This is a genomic window from Acidisoma sp. S159 (assembly GCF_009766125.1).
Lineage (GTDB): Bacteria > Pseudomonadota > Alphaproteobacteria > Acetobacterales > Acetobacteraceae > Acidisoma.
Window position 1 is genome coordinate 216,496 of record NZ_LMUG01000048.1, and the last position, 19,297, is coordinate 235,792.

Genomic DNA, 19,297 nt, shown 5'->3' on the forward strand with positions numbered 1-19,297 from the left:
CCCTGGCTGTACCATGAGTTTAGTGACAGCAAATCCCTGGCGTAGGGCGTACGCGACAGAGGCAGGGCGATGTAATCGGCGCGTCCGCCAGCGCAAGCGCCGCGTCGAGCTTGTATTCCAGTTCGGGTCGTTCCTCGCGCTCGCCCCGATGCCGCAAGCATTCGACCAGCCCGTGCAATGCCCACACGTTGTCGGGGTGCTGCGCGCAGCGTTGCACTTTTCCAGATAGGCCGAGGTCGTCGCGACAGACCTGTTCTGCTTCCTCAAAGTGGCCTTGATCGAGCAGCAGTGCCGCTAGCGCGTGGCGCGGCGGGTGCATCCAGGCCCATGGCTCAGTGTAGGACAGATTGTCGTCGAGCTCGACGGCACGGCGCAGATGCCCATATGCCGTTTGATGCGCGCCCTGATGGTAGGCAAGCTCGCCGTCAAGCAGCGCAGCGCCAACTTCCAGTGAAGCCCGTGCTGGATTGCTCAGAAACCGGCGCTCGGGAGCGATGGTTTCGACGTGGCGATGGAACAACTCGCGCTCGATTTCGGCTCCGGCAATGTTCTGGAGCGTCGCATGCGCCACGCCTTTTGCGTAGTGTTGCAGCGCGGTGGTCATCACGTGAAGGTGAGGGTCGCCGACCATCGGCTCATCGATGATGTCGCGCCAGAGGCCGAAGCGCACCTGCACATGCGATTTCATGGCGCGGTAGCCTTCCACGGTGTGGGTGAATTTTGGCCGGTCGGGCAGATTGATGACCTCGCGCGTCACGAGTTTGCGCACCTCCTCGGCGGCCTTCAGCGCCGGCCGCGCCTGCCCGAGGAACATGCACGCGTACATCATCAGATGCAGATCATGCCCACAACCGAGCAGATAATAAGTCGGCGCATCGGCATAGGCGAGATAGAGGTTGTTTGCCTGAATCGCTCTTTCGCTCGCAAGTTTCGCCTTCTCGTAGTCGCCGCACAGCGCATATATATGCCCGGGCATATGGTTCATATGGCCAGCGTCGGGGCACATGCCACCGAGCAGATCGGCGGAGCGCATGGCGCGCTCAGGCATCGCCGACATCTCGAGAAGATGTATATGTAAATGAAGGATTGCGGGATGGTGCGGCACGCCCACTTCGTCGGCTCTGACGATCGCGCGTTCGCAGACTGCCAGCGCTTCAAGTGCATCCGAGTTCGCCGCCGGTTTGCCGGTCTTCAGGTCCCACAGCCTGCGCACAGTGCGCATCATCAGCGCTTCGACAAACAGCGCCGTTACATCGCGATCGTCCGGACATCTGTGATGGACACGGCGCATCTCGGCTGCATAGGCATCATCCCACTGCGCAAGCTCGGCCAGAGACACCGGATGAGGTTTCTGAAACCGGAACGAAAGTGCTTCGATCAACTGCTGCTCGGCTTCGGTGGCCCGACCAGCCTGCGTTTTCGCGATCTGCACATGCTCGAAGCAGCGCTTCGTCGCGACGCTTGCCTCGACCGCTCCGTGTTCCTTCCACGTCAGGTTATAGAATGGGCCGGCCGCATAGGCGATTCCCCAATGAACCATCGGGCATGTGGCATCGGTCTCCAACGCTCGCTCGAAGCACCGGATGCCTTCTTCGTGATTGAAGCCGTAGCACCAGTTCAGTCCAATATTGAACCAACGTTGCGTTTCCGCAGAGGCGGTGGAGATAGAGCGCTGGTAGGAGCCCAGGTTGAAGCGGTACATTTAGCAAATCCCCCTTCCGGCTGAACGATATGAGTTTGTGGGTCACCCGCATACCCTCCTGAAGAGCGGCTAGGTCTGTTTCAACGGGGGCCGGCCGCAGTGTCATCGCCTCTCGAGCAAGAGGCATACCTGCGCCGGGAAATCATTGAAGACACGGTGGCGGTCGATCCTCCCACCCGCCGCTCGTTGTCACAGATAATATTCGTCAAATTGGATACTTGTGAAACGAGTTAATGATCGGCTCGTCGCCACGAGCATAACTGGTAGCAGATGGTTTCGGTGAACGGGACGTGCTACTTGCCGATGCATGTCGACATATGAGTCATTGAAGAAAGCGGTCAACACTAACTCATTCCTCGACGGCCGAGATACTGAGAGCGCGATCGTGCGCAACGGAAAATGGGTGCCGATCAAAAATCTCCACCTTATCCTTGACCTGACCGACGCTGAATATGACTTGGTCAGGCTGGAGAGATCGCGCGCATCTCATTCCGAGGAGATGCAATCCATCGAAACCGTGCTCAATCGCCGCTCCGGCCCCCTAACCAAGACAGGATTATAGCTGCGAATCGGTGACGAGCTCCTGGAGTTTTTTGACTATGTCATTGATATCTCGGTGATTCGAACGCATAGCGTCGTCTGAGGTAGCCCTCGACCGATCGGCGCACTTCCGGGTAATCAAGCAACTGCTTGAGGCTGATCACCTAACCATCTCCTAGCTAGCCGAGTTCCTCGGTAGTGGGCTTCCGATTGTCGTCCTGTCCCTGTAGCTCGCCTTCCGGGAGCTTGCAGAGGAGCTGAATTACTCACCCCTACCACGTCCATCAATCTGACGAACTTGACGGATGGTGCCATATTGGGCTACCCTTGGGCATGTCGGTCATCAAAAGCATTGGGTCAACTCGCCGCGTTGGACTTAAGGCCTCGTCCGCGCGGCTCTCAGTGCCGCGAGGGATGGAGCTGTCCGTGGCCAAGCAAGTGTTGTCGCAGCTCAACAAATTGATCGCCGACGATCGTGATGTGACGCTTAATCTTACTGTGGTACGCGGAAAAGTGGTCTCGGTCCGCGAGGCTCCGCCGACGACGCCGGAGCAGCGACTTGCCGCTGCAATGGGTCGTGCGGCGGCTCGCGGTGATGTTCTTATCGGCACGCTATTCGACGATCCCGAGATGCTAAATTCCGACCGCATGGCGCGGCGGCTAGGGATCACCCGAGAAACTGTCAACACAATGAGACATGATGGTCGTCTACTGGGATTGGAGGGAGCTCGAAGGGGGGTTCGCTATCCAGCTTGGCAGGTGGATAGTGACGGTCACATGCTGAAGATCATGCCCGTACTCATCCAGGAGCTGGGTGACGCTTGGGCGGTATATCGCTTTCTGCTGCAGCGGCATCCGGAGCTTGATGGAGTGACGGGGCTTGATCTAGCGCGAGATCCAGTTCGGGAAGCCGAGGCGGTGAGGCTTGCTCGTAGCCAGGGCTTTGCTCCGGCCGCATGAGGATCGCAAAGCGTGACCGGCCTCCAGCTGATCTTCAACTCGTCACAACGGAAATCTTACCTGACAAGCCTTGGCTGCGATTTGTCTTGGCACGTCATCCCGATGCGCTCGGGTGGGGTCCCGGGTCGAAGAGTCGTTTCGCTGATGCAGAACTCGATCAGGGTGGAGCGGCGCGCTTCAATCCGCTTTATCTCGGCTCGTCCTTCCGATGTTGTTTCGTCGAAACGCTGCTGCGTGACCAAGCCAATGGCCAAGCTGGGGATTGGCCGCTGTCACGAAGCGCACTAACGACATGGACATGCGCACGGGTGGAATTAACACGCCCTCTGACGGTCGTGGACCTGACCAGCACGGGGCCGGTCGGGATGCGCATGCCCTCTGACGCGGTGAGAGCTCGCCACCAGCAACTCGGTCGACTGTGGTCCAGTGCGTTCCACGCTCACCCCGACGGAGTTGATGGCATCCTCTATCCGTCAAGGTTCATCCAGGACCCTTGCCTCTGCGTTTACGAAGACCGTGGCATCGGGGTGTTAAAGCTCACAGACCGAGGTTCACTCGTCACCTTTCAAGATGAATTGGCAGACGCACTTGATACCTTCAAAATTAGCCTCGTCGGATAGAGCCCCATCGACACGGGGCACGACACGGTGCCTTCATCCTAAAATGCTGTGACACCCCTACCCTGTTCCTGGGCGAACTGCATGGCGGCCTTGGTAACTGCTACAAGCTGATGCGGCCAATCAGGGTTGGCTGGAGTACCATTGCGCAGCCTCCTCCATCTCCGAGGGGGTCATGTTGCGCGCGACGTTGCGCATCTGCTCGCTGATGTCGTTATGGCGCTTGCCCTCGGCAAATGCCGCGAGCTGGCGCTGGAGATAGACGGGAGACTGCCCTTCCAACCAGGCACTCCCGACCTTGTAGGCCAATGTGCCGTGGCACGCCGCGCAGGGAGCGATGTTGCGCATCGGTGCGCCACTGGCGACGATCTTTGGGGGCGGCCCGGAGGTCGGAGGATGGTAGGGCGGCAGGCGGGGAAGATAAGCGTAGTAGGCTGCGAGATCCCGGATATCCTGATCCGACAGATTTGTCACCCGGGGGCTCATGACCGCATTTGTTCGTGCCCCGGACTTATAGTCTTGAAGTTCCTTGTAGATGACCTGGGCGTATTGTCCGGCAAGATTAGGTGAGTCGGCCTCGCTGAGGCCCCGGGCGCCGTGGCACATTGTGCAGCGCAACGCCAAGGTGGCTCCCAAGCCGATCGACATACCACTTGCCCCATGCAGCATGCGTGGTGTCACGATCACGTCCGTGGTCTTGTACGCCGCTGCCACCGGAATGCCCTCGTCCGGGATCGCGCGAACCAAGCCGGCCGCCGTACAAATCGCGTACCAGAGGCTCGGATTGCGCGCGTCCGGTTGGAGAGACGGCAGCCAAATGAAGCCGATCGCCGCTGATGAAACGGCAATCAGAACCGTCAGGGCGATCGATCCCGTCAGCCACGGGTTGCGGAATGACAGGAGACGAGGTTCGCTCATCTCGCGGCATCGATGTGAATGACGGGGACCGACGTGCTCGGGAGTGACATGAGGTGAGCGATCGGGAACCCATAATTGACGATGGTCAGCGCCAGCATCAGTCCGAACCAGAGACCCAGGCCGTTGAGCGCGGCAGGCATCGTTCGTGGCTGATGAACCGCAACGCTGAACCGGTATTCACCAGGTTCCACGCGCAACGCCCGATGGCCCCGGACGAGCACGGTCAGAAATATCGCGCCGGACACCACGAGGATGGCGCCTCCGAGAACCGACATGATCACCGAATCCGCCTGAGAGGCCAAGGCAGGGTTTGTGTAGTCATAGAAAGCCATGCGCCGCGGCATTCCGAGAATGCCCACGAAATGCCAGGGGATCGTCAGCACCATCATGCCAACGAACCAAATCCACAGTTGAATCCGCATGAGACGGTAGCTGTTGAGGGCGCGTCCCGTCAGGTGCGGCCAGATGTCATAGGCAATCGCAAAATACATGATGACTATTGCGCCACCGAAAATCAGGTGGAAATGCCCCGTCACCCACTGCGTGTTGTGAATGCTGGCGTTGAGCTGATAACTCATGTTGATGAGGCCGCCAGCGCCTCCGAAGCCGAGCATGACGAAGGAAAACGCCAGCGCCAGCATCATCGGATTTTGCCAGGGGAGAACCTTCATCCATCCGAACACGCCACGGCCCCCGCGCAGACGCGCCGCGATTTCGACCGATGCACAGATTGTGAACACGGTGAGCAAGGTCGGCAGGGCAACGAGTGCTGTGAAGACTGAATGCAGGAACTTGAAGCCGGCGCCGACTTCCGGATCGGCAAAGAGATGGTGAACCCCGATGGGCATCGCCACGACTAGGAACATTGCGAAGGACAGGCGAGCCATAGGGTCACTGAACAGGCGACCGCCGATCGCTCGCGGGATGATGGTGTAGTAGGCGATATAGGCAGGCATCAGCCAGAAGTAGACGATGGCATGAAGTGTCCAGGAAAACAGCACGCGGGAAAGGCCAGCGTCGATGGTGTTCGTCAGGCCCAGTGCCGACGGTATGATCTGGAACAGCAATTCGAGGGCAGCCCCGACCGCTGTCCAGCCCCATAGAAGGGAGCCAGCGACAGTGGCAAACATTGCCAAAGGCACTGGAACGCCCTTGTTCGCCCGTTTCCACATGTAGAGATTAACCGACATCAGGACGACCCAAACCCACGAGCCGACCACAACGAGGACGAGGCCGATATAATAAAGCGGATTGCCGACCATGGGTGGATAGAAGGTGTAAAGCACAGAGTCGACGCCGAGAGAGACGGGAACAATCGCTGTCACCGTCCCGATAGCGACTAGCGCGAGACCTACCCAAGCCCACCGCCGGCCAATAAGCGGTCTTCCCAGAGAGGCTTCCGCGACCGCATAGCCGAAAGCCATGGCGACAAGTGTCGGGAAGACATAGGCCATGGTGGTGCCGTGCGCCGTCACCGAGCGATAGTAAAGTTCCGGGTCACCAATCCATGCATGCAGCGGACTGCGGATATACATCTGCCACTCGCCGAGGAGCAGAGCGAAGCCGAAACCGCCGAAGGCCAGCCAGAAATGTGCGAGGATGAGCCGCTTATTGTGCAACACAGCTCAATCTCCGCTGGTTCGCCGCCAGTTTCAAGAAGGCTGCCTTGTCGATCACCTGAATCCTGCCCCACATTCCTTCATGGCCCACACCGCAGAACTCGTGGCAGGGCATGGTAAGGTTGGCCGTCCTTGAGAAACGCGTGGAGGCCGTGGAGATGTAACCGGGGACCAGCATGAGGTTGACGTTGCTGTTTTCAATTAGAAAGCCATGGACGACGTCCGCGCTGGTTGCCCGGATGGTGACGGGTGTGTCCTTCGGAACCAGGATGCACTGAGGCGTGAATGAATACTGCTGGCCTATGGCCCTCACCATCACCGAACCATCCGGTTGCAACGCGCTTCCAAGATTACCCTCGGTGAATTCGCCGCTTATATGCAGGCTTCGCGGATCAACCGTTTCCACCTTTGCTTGCGGCATGATCGCCTGATGTGCCCCGGCGATGGCCGCCATGACCACCAGCAGGAGGAGGATGACAAGCGAAACTGTCGCCCACCGGCGTTCAGCGCCAGCCGCGACATGCTCGGCGGAGTTCTTGCCAGCAGGGGGCAACGTCACGGTCCCGCGCTTCTTGCGAGAAAGACGAGAAAGTAGAAGGCGAGCCATATGCCCACGACGACAGCTGTTGCGAGGCCGGCGAGAACGACCGCGCCGGGCATTCCAGAACGCAGAATGCCGTCGACCGCTTCGTCCGTTGAATCGGGGAGGCCCAGCTCTTTGGGTTCGGAGTTGATCATGGGCGTCCTCAATTCAGTGGAACGGAACGCAGGGCGTTGGCGTTACGCGCGGAGACTGGCGCTCCAAGATTGCCCCAGGACGTCCGGATATAGGTAACCACCGCCGCGACCTCGTCATCCGAGAGGACCTGAGCAAAAGGCGGCATGCCGTAAGGCTTGAGGTTCCCGAAGGTGCCTGGCGGAAATCCGCCATTCAACACCATGCGAATCGGATTGACCGCTGACGCCATTTGGATCGACTGGTTGCTGGCGAGCGGGGGGTATTGGGGCGGCATTCCACGCCCTTCCGGCCCGTGGCAGACAGCGCACTGCTTGTCATACATGGACGCGCCCAAAATCATCAGAAGGCTGCTTTCCGCCGAGGATACTTTCGAGCTGGCAGGGGGAGGAGGGCTGCCCTCGCCGAGGCTCTTCAGATACACGGCCATCGCAAGCGTATCCTTGTCCGTCATATACTGCAGGCTGTCATAGACGACCTCCGCCATAGGACCGTAGACGGCGCCGCGATGAGATATGCCATCCCGCAGATAGTCGGAAATCTCGGCCAGGCTCCAGTTGCCAAGCCCCGCTTCCTTGTTGGACGTCAATGACGGCGCGTACCAATTCTGCATCGGGATCAAGCCGCCTTCGAAGGCGCGCGATTGCGAATTGCCGCCAAGTGCGTTGATGGCGCTATGGCACATTGCACAATGCCCCAAGCCACCCACGAGATAGGCGCCGCGGTTCCACTGCGCAGGCTTTGAATCATCCGGCCGGTAGGTGCCCTCATTGAAGAACAGCGTTCGCCATCCCAGGATGAGCGCGCGATTATTATAGGGGAACTGCAGGTCGTTTTCTTTGTTGGGCAAAGACACCGGTGGCACTGACTTGAGATAGGCGAAGATCGCGTCGGAATCTGCCCGCGTAACCTTGGTATAGGAGCCGAACGGCATGGCCGGGTAAAGCAGGCCGCCGTCCCGGGATCGTCCTTCATGCATCGTCCGGTAGAAGTCGTCTGCCGACCAGCGGCCGATGCCTGTATCGGGGTCGGGCGTAATATTCGTGGAGTACAGGGTGCCGAAGGGTGTAGGCATGGCATGACCGCCGGCGAGGAGTTTTCCCCCTGGCGCTGTGTGGCAGGCCATGCAATCACCCGCGCGCGCAAGATACTCTCCCGCAGCCACAATGTTAGGTTGATTAGTCTGAGCCAAGACCGGCTTCAGCCCGCAGACCAACATGGCCAGAGCAAGCCCCGAAACCAGAGGGAGTCTCCAGGAGCGCGGTATCAAACGCCTGTGCAAAACCTTCCTCCTCAATTCGGTTGGCTTCCGCAGGGCAAAGGCATCGCGAGACTGCCCTGCGGAACCTGCGTCGCATTGACGGGAACAGGAAGCGAGGAAAGCCAAGCCGACAAGGCTGTCACATCTGTCTCGGTCAGATGACTGGCGACCATCTGCATGCAGTCCGGCTCGGCGGAGGTCCGCGTGCCGTAGCGCCAGGCACCGAGCTGCGCGCTGATGTAGTCCGAAGGCAAGCCGAGCAAGCCGGGAACCGCAGGCTGCATGCCGGTCAGCCGAGGATTGTGACAAGACGCGCAGGCGGGGATGCCCCTGGCGACGTCTCCGTTTACCGTCAAGCCGCGGCCGAGGGCGAGGAGTTCCGGGCTGACGACTGGTGTCGCCCGGGGCGGGAATGGGGGATTTTGCTCAGCGAAATAATCGGCGATCAACCGGAGAAACGAGTCCGGCTGAAACTCTAGAAGGTAGTTCATCGGCGGATACCGGCGCCGCCCGTCGCGGAACGCTACCAACTGATTGTAAAGGTAACCTGACGGCTTGCCGGCAAGACGCGGGAAATAATCATTGTCTGTGCCACGTCCTTGCGCACCATGGCAGGATGTGCAGCCGAGGACGCGGGCAGCCATCGTATCGGGAGGATGATCACCGGTCTGGGCAGCCGCAGCATGGGACGAGAAAACGACCCCCGCAAGAATCGCGGCCAATCTTCGCATGGGGCTCATCTGGCCGAGACTCCTATTCACATCGGCTACCTCCCGACCTCCGGTTCCCCTCGACTTCGTCAAGGGATGGCTAGCCAGTCAGCCGCGAACCGGACTTGCGGACAAACGAGTGACGTCTCGCGAAACTATGCCTGCTTTCCTTAATCATTTCGAGTGGCAAATTGGCTTCGCTTTGCGGCTCCAGTCTGCTCGATAGTGCTCCCCTCAGGTCATCGATTTAGAAAATCGTCGGTCAGGCGGATGGAGGGAATAACCGTCGGCATATCCGAATGAACCTTGCTCCGCCGGGTCAGATACCAGCCGCCGACCAGCAAGACGGCAAGCAACGGCAGGCCGATCATGAAGATATAGAACTGCCCGGATGCGAAGATCATCAAGTAGAAGACGATCGCCAGAAAAGCCAGCGTCAACCAAGAGGTGACCGCGGCGAAGGGCATCTTGAATTTGACCGGGGCAATCTCCCCACGATGAATCGCCTGCCGGAGTTTCATCTGGCAGACGATGATGAAACCCCAGGTACTGACAATCCCGATGGCGGAAATGCTGATGGCCATCTCGAAGACTTCCGAAGGAATCACGAAGTTGAGGAACACGCCGATCAGATAGAGCGAGATGGTGAGGAGCAGGCCACCATAGGGCACACCCGATTTGCTCATAACGCTGAGTGCGCGCGGCGCAGAGCCGCCCATAGCCAACGAACGCAACACGCGTCCCGTTGAATAGAGCCCGGAATTAAGGCTGGACAGTGCCGCCGTCAGCACCACGAAGTTGATGATGCCCGCGATATAGGCGACGTGAAGGGAGGCGAAGACTGTCACAAATGGGCTGGTGCCTGCGTGATAGGCCGTGTAGGGCAGCAACAGCGAGAGCAGGACCACGGAGCCCACATAGAACAACGCGATCCGGGCAATAACGCTGTTGATGGCACGAGGCATAATCTTCTCGGCATCCTTAGCCTCTCCCGCCGCGGTTCCTATGAGTTCTATTCCGGCGTAAGCGAAGACGACGCCCTGCACGATGGCAAGCGTGCCCCCGAGTCCCTTTGGAAAGAAGCCGCCGTTTTGTACGATCACATGCAGCCCGGGATGGTGCCCCATGACGTGCAGTCCAAGTAGCAAGATGACCACGCCGACGACCAGGAACGCTGAAATCGTCACGACCTTGATGAGAGAGAACCAGAACTCCATTTCGCCAAAATACTTGACGCTGGTGAGATTCATGACCGAGATCACACCAAGGGCAAACAACGCCAACAGCCACTGGGGAACATCTACGAATATAGGCCAGAACTTGAAGTAGAGAGCGATGGCTGTGATATCGACGATGCCGGCCATTGCCCAGTTCAGGAAGTAGAGCCAGCCCGCAACATAGGAAGCCTTCTCACCAAGGAACTCACGCGCATAAGAGACGAAACTGCCGGAACTACGCCGATACATGGCGAGTTCACCGAGCGCACGCAGAATGAAAAAGGCGAAGATGCCGCAGACCGCATAGACGAGAGCAAGAGATGGCCCCGCAAGGCCCATTCGCTTTCCGGCGCCCATCAGCAGCCCAGTGCCGATGGCGCCCCCGATGGCGATCATCTGGATCTGACGATTGCCGAGGCCCTTCTCATAGCCTGCATCCTGCGATTCCAGAATCGCTCTATGTTCGGCAGACCCGATCGCACTCTGCGTTGGAGAAATAGCCATTGTGTTCCCTATGCTAGATTGCGCTTTCCTTAGGCCGATCCGCTAAGGTCACGACGCTACGCGATCCTGCCGATTAGTCTACAAGTTTTTTGAGAAGATGATGAAAGGGTCGGCTACGCGTCATCTTGCATCGGCGGCCATGGGCGAGTCTCTGCGAGTTGCAACAAGATGGCGAGCAAACGAGCGCAAGGGTACCGGATTACGCTCGCGGCGATACATGAGCTGATTCCCTTATGTGCAGTGCAGTGGGCGACCCAATCAATCTCTCCCTACAATCCAAGGGACTTTTCGTTTCGATCACTGGGTTTAACCAAACGAGAAAAGCTGTGACGGCTTCTTGGCAACGGCTAGTCACGTCCGTGTCATTTATCTCGCCAGCAGTTTGTCCCGATACGTCAGCCTGCGCCGCAGAATGCTTATTTGCCCGGGTGGAAACAAAGGCTAAAACGGGCTTTGTCCTACATCGCGTGAAATCATATAACGATTAGGGAACAAAAGTCGCAGCGCGTGGCGAGCGTGGTTTTTTTGGAGGCAAGAAGAAAAGAGAAATTCACGAACTTTGCAAGTTTATTTCGGGTCTTGGCGCCCCCATTTGCTTTCTGACGGTTTGCTACGCCGCTTAAAGTGCTACCGTCTTGAGGTGCTGATTGAGCCGAAGGTAAGGAGCTTACGATGGAGGACCATGGATCTCGTATAGTTGTTTGGGGTGCCGGAGCGATTGGCGGGACAGTGGGTGCCTTCCTTGTGCGGGCGGGCCTTGACGTTTTGTTCGTCGATAACGCCGAAGACCACGTCCAAGCGATGCAGACAGAAGGGCTGAGCATAGAAGGGCCGCTTGAGGAATTTACTGTCGCGGTTCAGGCAGCGACCCCGGACAGAGTCATGGGCCATTTCGACCGCATTTTCCTCTGCGTAAAGGCTCACCACACCAAAGAAGCCGCAATGGCCCTGGAGCCGCATCTCTCGACCTCAGGCTATGTTGTTTCTCTTCAGAACGGCCTGAATGAGCGGGAAATCGCTGAAACAGTCGGCGCCTCTCGCACGATCGGAGCATTTATCAATTTTGGTGCTGACTATTTGGCCCCAGGCCGAATCCTTTACGGTGGACGCGGGGCCTTTGTTTTGGGTGAAATCGACGGTCAAAAGTCAGATCGCATCAAAGCGCTGCGGGACTTGGTATCGGCATTCGAGCCTGGGGCCATCGTAACCGATAACATCTGGGGCTACCTTTGGGGAAAGATGGGGTATGGAGCCTTGCTCTTCGGCACGGCGTTGACAAACGCCTCGATAGCAGATGCGCTGGATCATGATGCGTATCGGCCGGTCTTCACCGCGCTCGCACGAGAAGTTGTGGCGACCACCGATGCTCTAGGCATTCGTTCGGAGCGCTTCAACGGGTTCGATCCCTCGGCTTTTAGGCCAGGGGCACCCGATGCCGCGGCTACCGCATCGTTTGACGAGATGGCCACCTTCAACAGGCGTTCGGCCAAAACCCATAGTGGAATCTGGCGAGACCTGGCAGTGCGCAAGCGGCGCACGGAAGTTGATGCCCAGCTCGGCCCGCTGATAAGAGAGGCAGCCCAACTCGGCCTTGCCACGCCGGTCACCGAAGCCCTGATTGCCCTGATCCATGACATCGAGGAGGGCCGGCGCCCGCTGAGCGAGGCCAATCTCGTGACGTTGGAGGAGGCCATGAAGTGATTGCATCGCCGATCGCAAGCGTGTTCTTGACGCGATGACGCGCTATCTCGTGGGCCGCATTGGCCAGCTTGTGCTCGTGCTCTTCGGCGTCAGCGTCATCGTATTCTTCACGATGCACGTGCTGCCTGGCGATGTGGCGACGCTCCTTCTGGGTGAGCGGGCGACGCTCGCCCAGCTTGCGAGCCTTCGTCACCAACTCGGCCTCGACCAGCCCATCTTCATCCAGTATTTCTACTTCCTGCTCCAGGTTCTCCAGGGCGACTTCGGCATGTCGCTGCGCAGCAACCACGCGGCTCTGGCGGATGTCTTGGTTGCCTTCCCGGTGACGCTTCAACTTGCTCTGGCGGCCCTAGCCCTGGCTGTTGTCATAGGTGTTCCAGTTGGAATCATCGCGGGAACCCGCCCCAGCGGCCTCTTGGACAATCTGTTGATGACCGCGACGTTATTCGGCGTTTCCATGCCCATATTCTGGCTTGGCTTGATGCTGCTACTACTGTTCGGCGGTTTGCTCGGCTGGCTGCCCATTGGCGGATTGATGCCCACCGGGCTCGACGCGCCGCGCGTCACCGGCATGACCGTGATTGACAGCCTGATCAGCGGCAGGCCTCACCTCATCTGGGAGAGCCTGCGCTATCTCACGCTTCCTGCGGTCACCCTCGCAACCATCCCGCTTGCCATGATCGCGCGCATTACCCGCTCCGAGATGCTGGCGATGGGGAGCCTCGACCATGTCCGGACCGCGCGCGCGAAGGGAATGCCGGAACGGCGCGTCATCCTGCGGCATATACTCCGTAATGCCTTGATCCCGGTTGTGACCGTCATTGGCCTGCAGCTGGGCCTTCTGCTCTCGGGTGCTGTGCTCACGGAAACCATCTTCTCGCTGCCGGGGCTTGGCAGGCTGATGGTCGATAGCATCCTGTCGCGCGACTATCCGGTGGTTCAGGCAGGCGCGCTCTTCATCGCCTTCGTGTTCGTCCTCGTCAATCTGGTCGTCGATCTGACCTATGGATTGCTCGATCCGAGGATCCGCCGCTCGTGACGACCGAAACCGTCCAGGTTCTCTCCCCGACCCGCAAGCCCCTGGGTGTGCGGCGGGTGTTGCGGCGGATTTCGGCCCGGGTCGGTCTGCTGATTACCGTGGTCTTTCTGCTGCTGACCGTCTTGGCGCCCCTCGTCGCGCCCTACGACCCCTATGACCAGGACCTGTCCAGCGCGCTCTCTCCGCCCTCCTGGATTCATTGGCTTGGCGCGGATCAATATGGCCGGGACATGCTGAGCCGGGTGCTCTACGGCACGCGGACGGCGCTTCTGGCCGTCGTCGTCGCGGATGGACTGGCCCTGGTCGCGGGCTGCACCCTGGGGCTTCTGGCGGGTTTTTTCGGCGGGTGGGTCGAAGCCGTCATCATGCGTATTGTCGATATGGTGCTGGCCTTTCCCTATCTGCTGCTCGCCTTGATTATCGTGGCCGCGCTCGGGCCGGGGCTGACCAACTCGATGATCGCCATCGGTATCGTCTATACCCCCCAATATGCGAGACTTCTCCGCGGCCAGGTTCTGGCGGTCCGTCAGGCCGATTATGTGCGGGCGTCGCGTGCCCTTGGCGCCTCCCGGCTGCGATTAATGCTGCGCCACGTTCTGCCCAACAGCGTGACGCCGATCCTGGTCATGGCGACGCTGCAAGCGGGGTCGGTGGTCGTGGAAACGGCGGGGCTGTCGTTTCTCGGGCTGGGCGCCCAGCCGCCATCGCCTGACTGGGGAGCACTGCTGGCGGATGGTCAGAGCTATTTCCTCACGGCGTGGTGGATCGCGACCTTTCCGGGGCTCGCGATTTTCCTCGTGGTGCTCGGCTTCAACCTCTTGGGGGACGCTCTGCGAGACCATTTCGATCCCCGGCGAACGGCATGACCCGGCCGCTGCTTGAGGTGCGCGACCTCTGCGTTGATTTCGCCGGTGAAACAGGGGTTGTCGCCGCGGTAGCCGGCGTCTCCTTCTCGGTCAGCAGGGGCGAGACGCTGGTGATCGTGGGCGAGTCAGGCTCGGGAAAATCGGTGACGAGCCTGGCGATCATGGGGTTGATCCCTAAACCGCCCGGCCGCATTTCCAGCGGGGAAATCCTGTTCCATGCGCGCGGCGGCGGCACGCATAACCTGACAAGGGCGGATGCGCGCACCATGCAGCAACTGCGCGGCGCCGAGATCGCGATGATCTTTCAGGAACCCATGAGCGCCCTGAACCCCGTCTATACGATCGGCGACCAGATTATCGAGACACTGCGTCTGCACGAGCCACTGAGCCGCAGGGCCGCGCGTGTGCGCGCCATCGAGATGCTCGCGCTCCTCGGCGTGCCGGACCCGGCGCGCCGAGTCGATGCCTATCCCCATGAGTTGTCGGGCGGCCTGCGCCAGCGCGCCATGATCGCCATGGCGCTGTCGTGCAACCCCTCTCTCCTGATCGCCGACGAGCCGACCACGGCGCTGGACGTTACCGTGCAGGCGCAGATTTTGGAGCTCATAAGCAAGCTTCAGAGGCAGCTTTCCATGGGCGTCATCTTCATCACCCATAACCTCGGGGTCGCGGCCGAGATCGCCGACAGAATTTTGGTCATGTACGCCGGTCAGACCGTGGAAGCAGCACCGGCGCGCGCGATCTTCGAGGACACGCGCATGCCCTATACGCGCGGGCTGCTGAACTCCATTCCGCGCCTCGGCATGGATCGCGACGCGGGGCCCTTGCCGACGATCCCCGGCATTGTTCCAAATCTCAGCGAGATGCCGGCCGGCTGTGCCTTCCATCCGCGTTGCGCCCATGCCCGGCCGGAGCCATGCACTGTCCGGCGCCCGGATTTGGAGCAGGTGGGGGACCAGCATGTCGTCCGCTGCGCCCGTTGGCGAGAGATCGCGCGGGAGATGTCATGACGGCCCTGCTCGAGGTCGCGGAGCTCGTGAAGCATTTTCCGACCAAGGGAAGTCTGTTTCGCGCGGGACCGCCGTTGCAGGCGGTTGCCGGCGTGTCCTTCACGGTCAAGCGGGGTGAGGTCCTGGGACTGGTCGGCGAATCTGGTTCAGGCAAGAGCACCCTCGGCAACATGGTCCTGCGGCTCGATCAACCGACGGCGGGCCGGATCGTTTTCGACGGGCAGGACATAACGCATGTGCCGGATTCCGCTCTCGGCGCTTTCCGCCGCCGCGCCCAGCCGATCTTTCAGGATCCCTACGGCTCGCTCGACCCGCGCATGACGGTGGAACAGATCGTCGCCGAAGCGCTGGTGATCCATAGGCTGGCCCAGGGCCGGAAGGCGATACGCGATCAGGCGGCAGGCTTGCTTGAGCTCGTCGGCCTGAATGCCAGCCAGCTCTCTCGCTACCCGCATCAGTTCTCCGGCGGGCAGCGGCAGCGCATCGGTATCGCCAGGGCGATGGCGGTCAAGCCCGAGCTCATCGTCGCCGACGAAGCGGTCTCAGCGCTGGATGTCTCGATTCAGGCGCAGATCGTCAATCTGCTCCGCGACCTCCAGCGCCGTCTTGGACTGGCCATGATCTTCATCTCGCATGACCTCGCCGTCGTCGAATACATCGCCGATCGCGTAGCCGTCCTCTACCTCGGTCGCATCATGGAAATCGCGCCGGCGCGCGCCATCGTCAGAACACCTAAGCACCCCTATACCGAGGCGCTACTGTCTGCTGTGCCGGAGCCCGATCCTGGCCGGGGCCGGAAGCGAATTGTCTTGCAGGGCGAGTTGCCCAGCCCGACCGCTCCGCCATCCGGCTGCGTCTTCCGGACCCGCTGCGCTTACGCCATCAGCGACTGCGCGAAGGTGGTTCCCGAGCTTCTCGAAGTCGCGCCCGGTCATCGGGCGGCCTGCATTCGAACCGGGATCCTGTAGGCGACAAAATCCCGTCGGACTAGCCCATCGTCATGGCATGCGAAGGTGGGGCCGCCCGCGGCATGCCATCCAGGCCCTCTTCGTCCCGCAAAGAAAGGCGTGGATGCTCCGCCTTCGCCGAGCATAACGAATCAGCTGGTTCAGTTGAGCGAAACATTCTCCATGCCGAAGAACATCTGCGTCGGATTAAGCTGGTAGCCTTTGACGTTCTTTTGGATCGCACGAATCTGCAATGTGGAGTTCACGAAAATCCAGGGCGCGTCATCCAGGACCAGCTTCTGTGCCTGATCGTAAAGCGGCGTCCGCTTGGCTGGATCGGATACAACCAGCGCCTGCGCGAGCAGGCTCTCAAAAGCCGGGTTCTTGTACCGCGACCAGTTCACGACCGGGAAGTTCGCTTCTCCCCATAGCTCGCCGAGGAAATTGTCCGGATCGCCGTTATCACCGGTCCAACCCTCCATCATCAGGCCCTTGTAGGTACCAGATCGAACGACGGTGAAGAAAGCGCCGATCTCAAGCTGGCGAACGCTGGCGATGATTCCAACCTTCTTGAGGAACCCCTGGATCGCGATAGCAAGATTCGGCCCGGCGGGGTTATAGCCACGTGGCGAGTTATAGGTCAGCAACTCGACATGCGTGCCCGGCTTTACTCCAGCGTCCTTTAGCAGCTCCTTGGCTTTGGCCACGTCATAGGGATAGCCAGGTAGCGATTTATCGAAACCCCATTGTGCCTGCGGCAGAGGTGACGTCATCGGCACGGCCAAGCCCGCATAGAGAGCCTTGTTGATGACGTTCTTATCCACGGCGTAGTTGAGTGCCTGGCGCACACGCTTATCGGTGAACGGCGGCACGTCCACGGGAATGGCCACGCCGGAGACAGCGAGTCCGGGCTGCGTCAGCAGCGTGATATTCGGGTCGTTCCTGATGACGGGGACAGCCTGAGTGCTCAGATCCCCGAGAATTTGAATCTCGCCCCTCTTCAGCGCCAGGACCGCGGCCTGAGGATCGGGCAGCTCCTTGAATATCAGGTGATCTACCTTTGGCTTGCCGCCCCAGTAACTTGGGTTCGCGTCTAGTATGATCTCGTCGCGCTGGCGCCATTCGCGCAAGATGAATGGTCCGCTTCCAACAGGATTGTTGCGATAGTTTTTGCCCCACTTGGCGGCGGCGGCTGGACTGACCAGGCCGTTCCAGACCATCGCCAGGCTATTGAGAAAAGGCGCCGAAGGCCGTTTGAACTTGAACTCAACCGTATCACCATCAATCGCTTTGTAGCTGGCGACGGCACCATAGGTGAAGTCGATGTAGCCTTCGACCGGTCCGGTATTATAAATATACTGGGGATTGGCTTTATTCAGAAGACGATCCACGTTCCAAATGACGGCTTTGGCATCGAGCGGCGTACCGTCACTGAACTTAACGCCTTTGCGCAGATGGAAAGTATACGTCAGGCCATCGGCCGAAGTCTCCCAACTCTGCGCAATTCCCGGCGCCACTTCCGTCGTGCCTGGTTTGTAGCGCAGCAGGCTGTCATACAGGGTCGACATGACGAAGCCGGAAGTATTGTTTTCCACCGCTTCAGCGTCGAAACCCGTTGGATCCGAGGCAATGCCGATGATAAGCGTCGTATCGGCCCGAGCCGCGACAGGCCCCGCTCCAATCGCCAAAACGGCCGCCCAGGTGAGTAGCTTTAATTTCATATTAGCCCCTCCTCGTGCTTCAAAGCGGTTTTCTCGTCGGACCTACGCCACGGTGAGCCAGCGCAACGCTCGGCAAGTAACAAGGTCGGCGATCCGGCAATAACAGGCCGGATAATGGGCTGCCACCACATGACCCTACGAGCCCTTCACAGTGGCGCCACGATAGTGCCGGGCGTCCAAGTGTCAACGAGACCATCTCCTTGAAAGGGATGGCGCTGTTTCCTCCGGAGCAGAGGCCGGCTCGCCCTGTCTACAGTGCCTGGGCGGCCTGATCACGGCACCATTCCGCGACCTGCGCATGGGTCGCGAACCAGCAGCCACCCTTCTGCTTCATGTGATCGACCAGACGGCTGAGCAGGGGCATACGGCTGCGATGCCCTATGACATGCGGGTGCATCGTCAGTAGAAACAGGCCGCGTTCTTCCCAGGCTCCATCGAACTCGGCACGGAAAATCTCCTCGACCGCAGAGGGCGGCGTATAAGGCCGCAGGCTCGAGAAGCGGATCATATTGAAATACACGGCATCATCGCGAATCCACTCCGGAGGAAGCTCGACAATGCCGGTCGGCTCGCCGTCCGCGACGATCTCGTAGGGCTCGTCATCCGCCATCAGGCTGCTGTCATAAAGCAAACCCATCTCGCGGATGATGCGTAGGGTGTTGACCGAAAAATCCCAGCTCGCGGTCCGCATCCCTACGGGGCGCACGCCTGTCAACCCTTCAAGCACATCCGCTGCTCTGAGCGAAAGGTCGCGCTCGTTCTCATAGGGCAAATCCGTGTTCTTCTCATGGATCCAGGAATGTATGCCAATCTCGTGGCTTTCCTGCGCAATGCCGCGCACCTCATCGGGGTGAAGAAGAGCCGAGACGGCAGGATAGAAAAAGGTTGCCGGAATAGAATGTTTTGCGAGAAGCTGCCGGATACGCGGTATGCCTTGCCGGCTGCCGTATTGCCCTTGGCTGATTCGCATTGGACTCTCGTCATTGTCTCGCAGCGGTATCGTCTCGTGATCCGCGTCGAAAGACAGCGCTACAGCGCAACGGGCGCCCCCCGGCCATTGGCTTGGCTTCAGGCTGCGACCCGCCCGTGCCCGGCCGACAATCTCGCGCCAGGTCGGCTCCTCCCATCGCCACGGCTCACCCGCACCGCTGACCGAACTACCCATAGCTGAAGCTCCTCGTACTGCGTCGGCTGTCGTGGACGCGGATTGCGCTGCGGCTCATCCTAGC

At 59.9% G+C, this 19,297-nt stretch carries 18 protein-coding genes; 8 read left to right on the forward strand and 10 right to left on the reverse strand.

All coding sequences use genetic code 11. The annotated features are described in order from the left end of the window. Positions 1–19 precede the first annotated feature (19 nt). On the reverse strand, positions 20–1,702 hold the full coding sequence (locus tag GSQ92_RS16045; RefSeq protein WP_158801602.1) for a hypothetical protein: 1,683 nt from the start codon (positions 1,700–1,702) through the stop codon (positions 20–22). Between the two features lie 325 nt (positions 1,703–2,027). On the opposite strand from GSQ92_RS16045, the gene GSQ92_RS16050 reads away from it, so the two are divergent. The 3 genes from GSQ92_RS16050 to GSQ92_RS31735 all read left to right on the forward strand — a co-directional run bounded on the left by GSQ92_RS16050 (position 2,028) and on the right by GSQ92_RS31735 (position 3,822). Beyond that, entirely contained in the window at positions 2,028–2,264 is a 237-nt protein-coding gene (locus GSQ92_RS16050) for a hypothetical protein (RefSeq protein ID WP_158801601.1), read from the forward strand. 404 nt (positions 2,265–2,668) lie between these two features. Continuing rightward, positions 2,669–3,202 (forward strand): hypothetical protein, encoded by a 534-nt coding sequence (locus GSQ92_RS16055; RefSeq protein WP_158801600.1) that lies wholly within the window; start codon positions 2,669–2,671, stop codon positions 3,200–3,202. Further along, positions 3,199–3,822, forward strand: coding sequence for an RES family NAD+ phosphorylase (locus GSQ92_RS31735; RefSeq protein ID WP_158801599.1), 624 nt, complete (start codon positions 3,199–3,201; stop codon positions 3,820–3,822). The genes GSQ92_RS16055 and GSQ92_RS31735 overlap by 4 nt, the downstream gene beginning before the upstream one ends. A 120-nt stretch (positions 3,823–3,942) precedes the next feature. Here GSQ92_RS31735 and GSQ92_RS16065 read toward each other — a convergent pair whose 3' ends face one another. The 7 genes from GSQ92_RS16065 to GSQ92_RS16095 form a co-directional block, all read right to left on the reverse strand. Beyond that, on the reverse strand, positions 3,943–4,737 hold the full coding sequence (locus GSQ92_RS16065) for a cytochrome c (protein WP_158801598.1): 795 nt from the start codon (positions 4,735–4,737) through the stop codon (positions 3,943–3,945). Beyond that, complete coding sequence (locus tag GSQ92_RS16070; RefSeq protein ID WP_158801597.1) at positions 4,734–6,359, reverse strand: cbb3-type cytochrome c oxidase subunit I; 1,626 nt, start codon at positions 6,357–6,359, stop codon at positions 4,734–4,736. Before GSQ92_RS16070 ends, GSQ92_RS16065 begins: the two co-directional genes overlap by 4 nt. After that, a complete protein-coding gene (locus tag GSQ92_RS16075) occupies positions 6,346–6,915 on the reverse strand; it encodes a hypothetical protein (protein WP_216849917.1) in 570 nt (189 codons plus the stop codon). Before GSQ92_RS16075 ends, GSQ92_RS16070 begins: the two co-directional genes overlap by 14 nt. Continuing rightward, entirely contained in the window at positions 6,912–7,094 is a 183-nt protein-coding gene (locus tag GSQ92_RS16080; RefSeq protein WP_158801595.1) for a hypothetical protein, read from the reverse strand. Before GSQ92_RS16080 ends, GSQ92_RS16075 begins: the two co-directional genes overlap by 4 nt. Before the next feature lie 8 nt (positions 7,095–7,102). Next, positions 7,103–8,311 carry a cytochrome c gene (locus GSQ92_RS16085; protein WP_159013680.1) on the reverse strand — a complete coding sequence of 403 codons (1,209 nt, stop codon included), beginning with the start codon at positions 8,309–8,311 and terminating at the stop codon, positions 7,103–7,105. A gap of 74 nt (positions 8,312–8,385) precedes the next feature. After that, complete coding sequence (locus GSQ92_RS16090; protein WP_158801594.1) at positions 8,386–9,093, reverse strand: c-type cytochrome; 708 nt, start codon at positions 9,091–9,093, stop codon at positions 8,386–8,388. A 209-nt stretch (positions 9,094–9,302) separates the two neighbouring features. Beyond that, positions 9,303–10,784 carry an amino acid permease gene (locus tag GSQ92_RS16095; RefSeq protein WP_158801593.1) on the reverse strand — a complete coding sequence of 494 codons (1,482 nt, stop codon included), beginning with the start codon at positions 10,782–10,784 and terminating at the stop codon, positions 9,303–9,305. Between the two features lie 672 nt (positions 10,785–11,456). On the opposite strand from GSQ92_RS16095, the gene GSQ92_RS16100 reads away from it, so the two are divergent. From GSQ92_RS16100 to GSQ92_RS16120, 5 genes are read left to right on the forward strand one after another with little or no spacing between them, the layout of a single operon-like run. Continuing rightward, positions 11,457–12,485 (forward strand): ketopantoate reductase family protein, encoded by a 1,029-nt coding sequence (locus GSQ92_RS16100; protein WP_158801592.1) that lies wholly within the window; start codon positions 11,457–11,459, stop codon positions 12,483–12,485. 34 nt (positions 12,486–12,519) lie between these two features. Then, on the forward strand, positions 12,520–13,524 hold the full coding sequence (locus GSQ92_RS16105) for an ABC transporter permease (RefSeq protein WP_158801591.1): 1,005 nt from the start codon (positions 12,520–12,522) through the stop codon (positions 13,522–13,524). Then, on the forward strand, positions 13,521–14,390 hold the full coding sequence (gene nikC, locus GSQ92_RS16110) for a nickel transporter permease (protein WP_158801590.1): 870 nt from the start codon (positions 13,521–13,523) through the stop codon (positions 14,388–14,390). The genes GSQ92_RS16105 and nikC overlap by 4 nt, the downstream gene beginning before the upstream one ends. Next, positions 14,387–15,400 carry an ABC transporter ATP-binding protein gene (locus GSQ92_RS16115; protein ID WP_158801589.1) on the forward strand — a complete coding sequence of 338 codons (1,014 nt, stop codon included), beginning with the start codon at positions 14,387–14,389 and terminating at the stop codon, positions 15,398–15,400. The genes nikC and GSQ92_RS16115 overlap by 4 nt, the downstream gene beginning before the upstream one ends. After that, positions 15,397–16,368: an ABC transporter ATP-binding protein gene (locus GSQ92_RS16120; RefSeq protein WP_158801588.1), complete on the forward strand. Its 972-nt coding sequence runs from the start codon at positions 15,397–15,399 to the stop codon at positions 16,366–16,368. The genes GSQ92_RS16115 and GSQ92_RS16120 overlap by 4 nt, the downstream gene beginning before the upstream one ends. Positions 16,369–16,508: 140 nt before the next feature. Here GSQ92_RS16120 and GSQ92_RS16125 read toward each other — a convergent pair whose 3' ends face one another. Both GSQ92_RS16125 and GSQ92_RS16130 read right to left on the reverse strand, forming a co-directional pair. Then, positions 16,509–17,942, reverse strand: coding sequence for an ABC transporter substrate-binding protein (locus GSQ92_RS16125; protein ID WP_159013677.1), 1,434 nt, complete (start codon positions 17,940–17,942; stop codon positions 16,509–16,511). Between the two features lie 376 nt (positions 17,943–18,318). Further along, on the reverse strand, positions 18,319–19,233 hold the full coding sequence (locus GSQ92_RS16130; RefSeq protein ID WP_158801586.1) for a polysaccharide deacetylase: 915 nt from the start codon (positions 19,231–19,233) through the stop codon (positions 18,319–18,321). Positions 19,234–19,297 lie beyond the last annotated feature (64 nt).

Bases quoted from the DNA above. Each gene is read 5' to 3' on its own strand.
- GSQ92_RS16045 (WP_158801602.1), bottom strand. From the start codon at position 1,702: ATGTACCGCTTCAACCTGGGCTCCTACCAGCGCTCTATCTCCACCGCC.
- GSQ92_RS31735 (WP_158801599.1), top strand. From the start codon at position 3,199: ATGAGGATCGCAAAGCGTGACCGGCCTCCAGCTGATCTTCAACTCGTC.
- GSQ92_RS16065 (WP_158801598.1), bottom strand. From the start codon at position 4,737: ATGAGCGAACCTCGTCTCCTGTCATTCCGCAACCCGTGGCTGACGGGA.
- GSQ92_RS16080 (WP_158801595.1), bottom strand. From the start codon at position 7,094: ATGATCAACTCCGAACCCAAAGAGCTGGGCCTCCCCGATTCAACGGAC.
- GSQ92_RS16085 (WP_159013680.1), bottom strand. From the start codon at position 8,311: ATGTTGGTCTGCGGGCTGAAGCCGGTCTTGGCTCAGACTAATCAACCT.
- GSQ92_RS16090 (WP_158801594.1), bottom strand. From the start codon at position 9,093: ATGAGCCCCATGCGAAGATTGGCCGCGATTCTTGCGGGGGTCGTTTTC.
- GSQ92_RS16095 (WP_158801593.1), bottom strand. From the start codon at position 10,784: ATGGCTATTTCTCCAACGCAGAGTGCGATCGGGTCTGCCGAACATAGA.
- GSQ92_RS16100 (WP_158801592.1), top strand. From the start codon at position 11,457: ATGGAGGACCATGGATCTCGTATAGTTGTTTGGGGTGCCGGAGCGATT.
- GSQ92_RS16105 (WP_158801591.1), top strand. From the start codon at position 12,520: ATGACGCGCTATCTCGTGGGCCGCATTGGCCAGCTTGTGCTCGTGCTC.
- GSQ92_RS16115 (WP_158801589.1), top strand. From the start codon at position 14,387: ATGACCCGGCCGCTGCTTGAGGTGCGCGACCTCTGCGTTGATTTCGCC.
- GSQ92_RS16120 (WP_158801588.1), top strand. From the start codon at position 15,397: ATGACGGCCCTGCTCGAGGTCGCGGAGCTCGTGAAGCATTTTCCGACC.
- GSQ92_RS16130 (WP_158801586.1), bottom strand. From the start codon at position 19,233: ATGGGTAGTTCGGTCAGCGGTGCGGGTGAGCCGTGGCGATGGGAGGAG.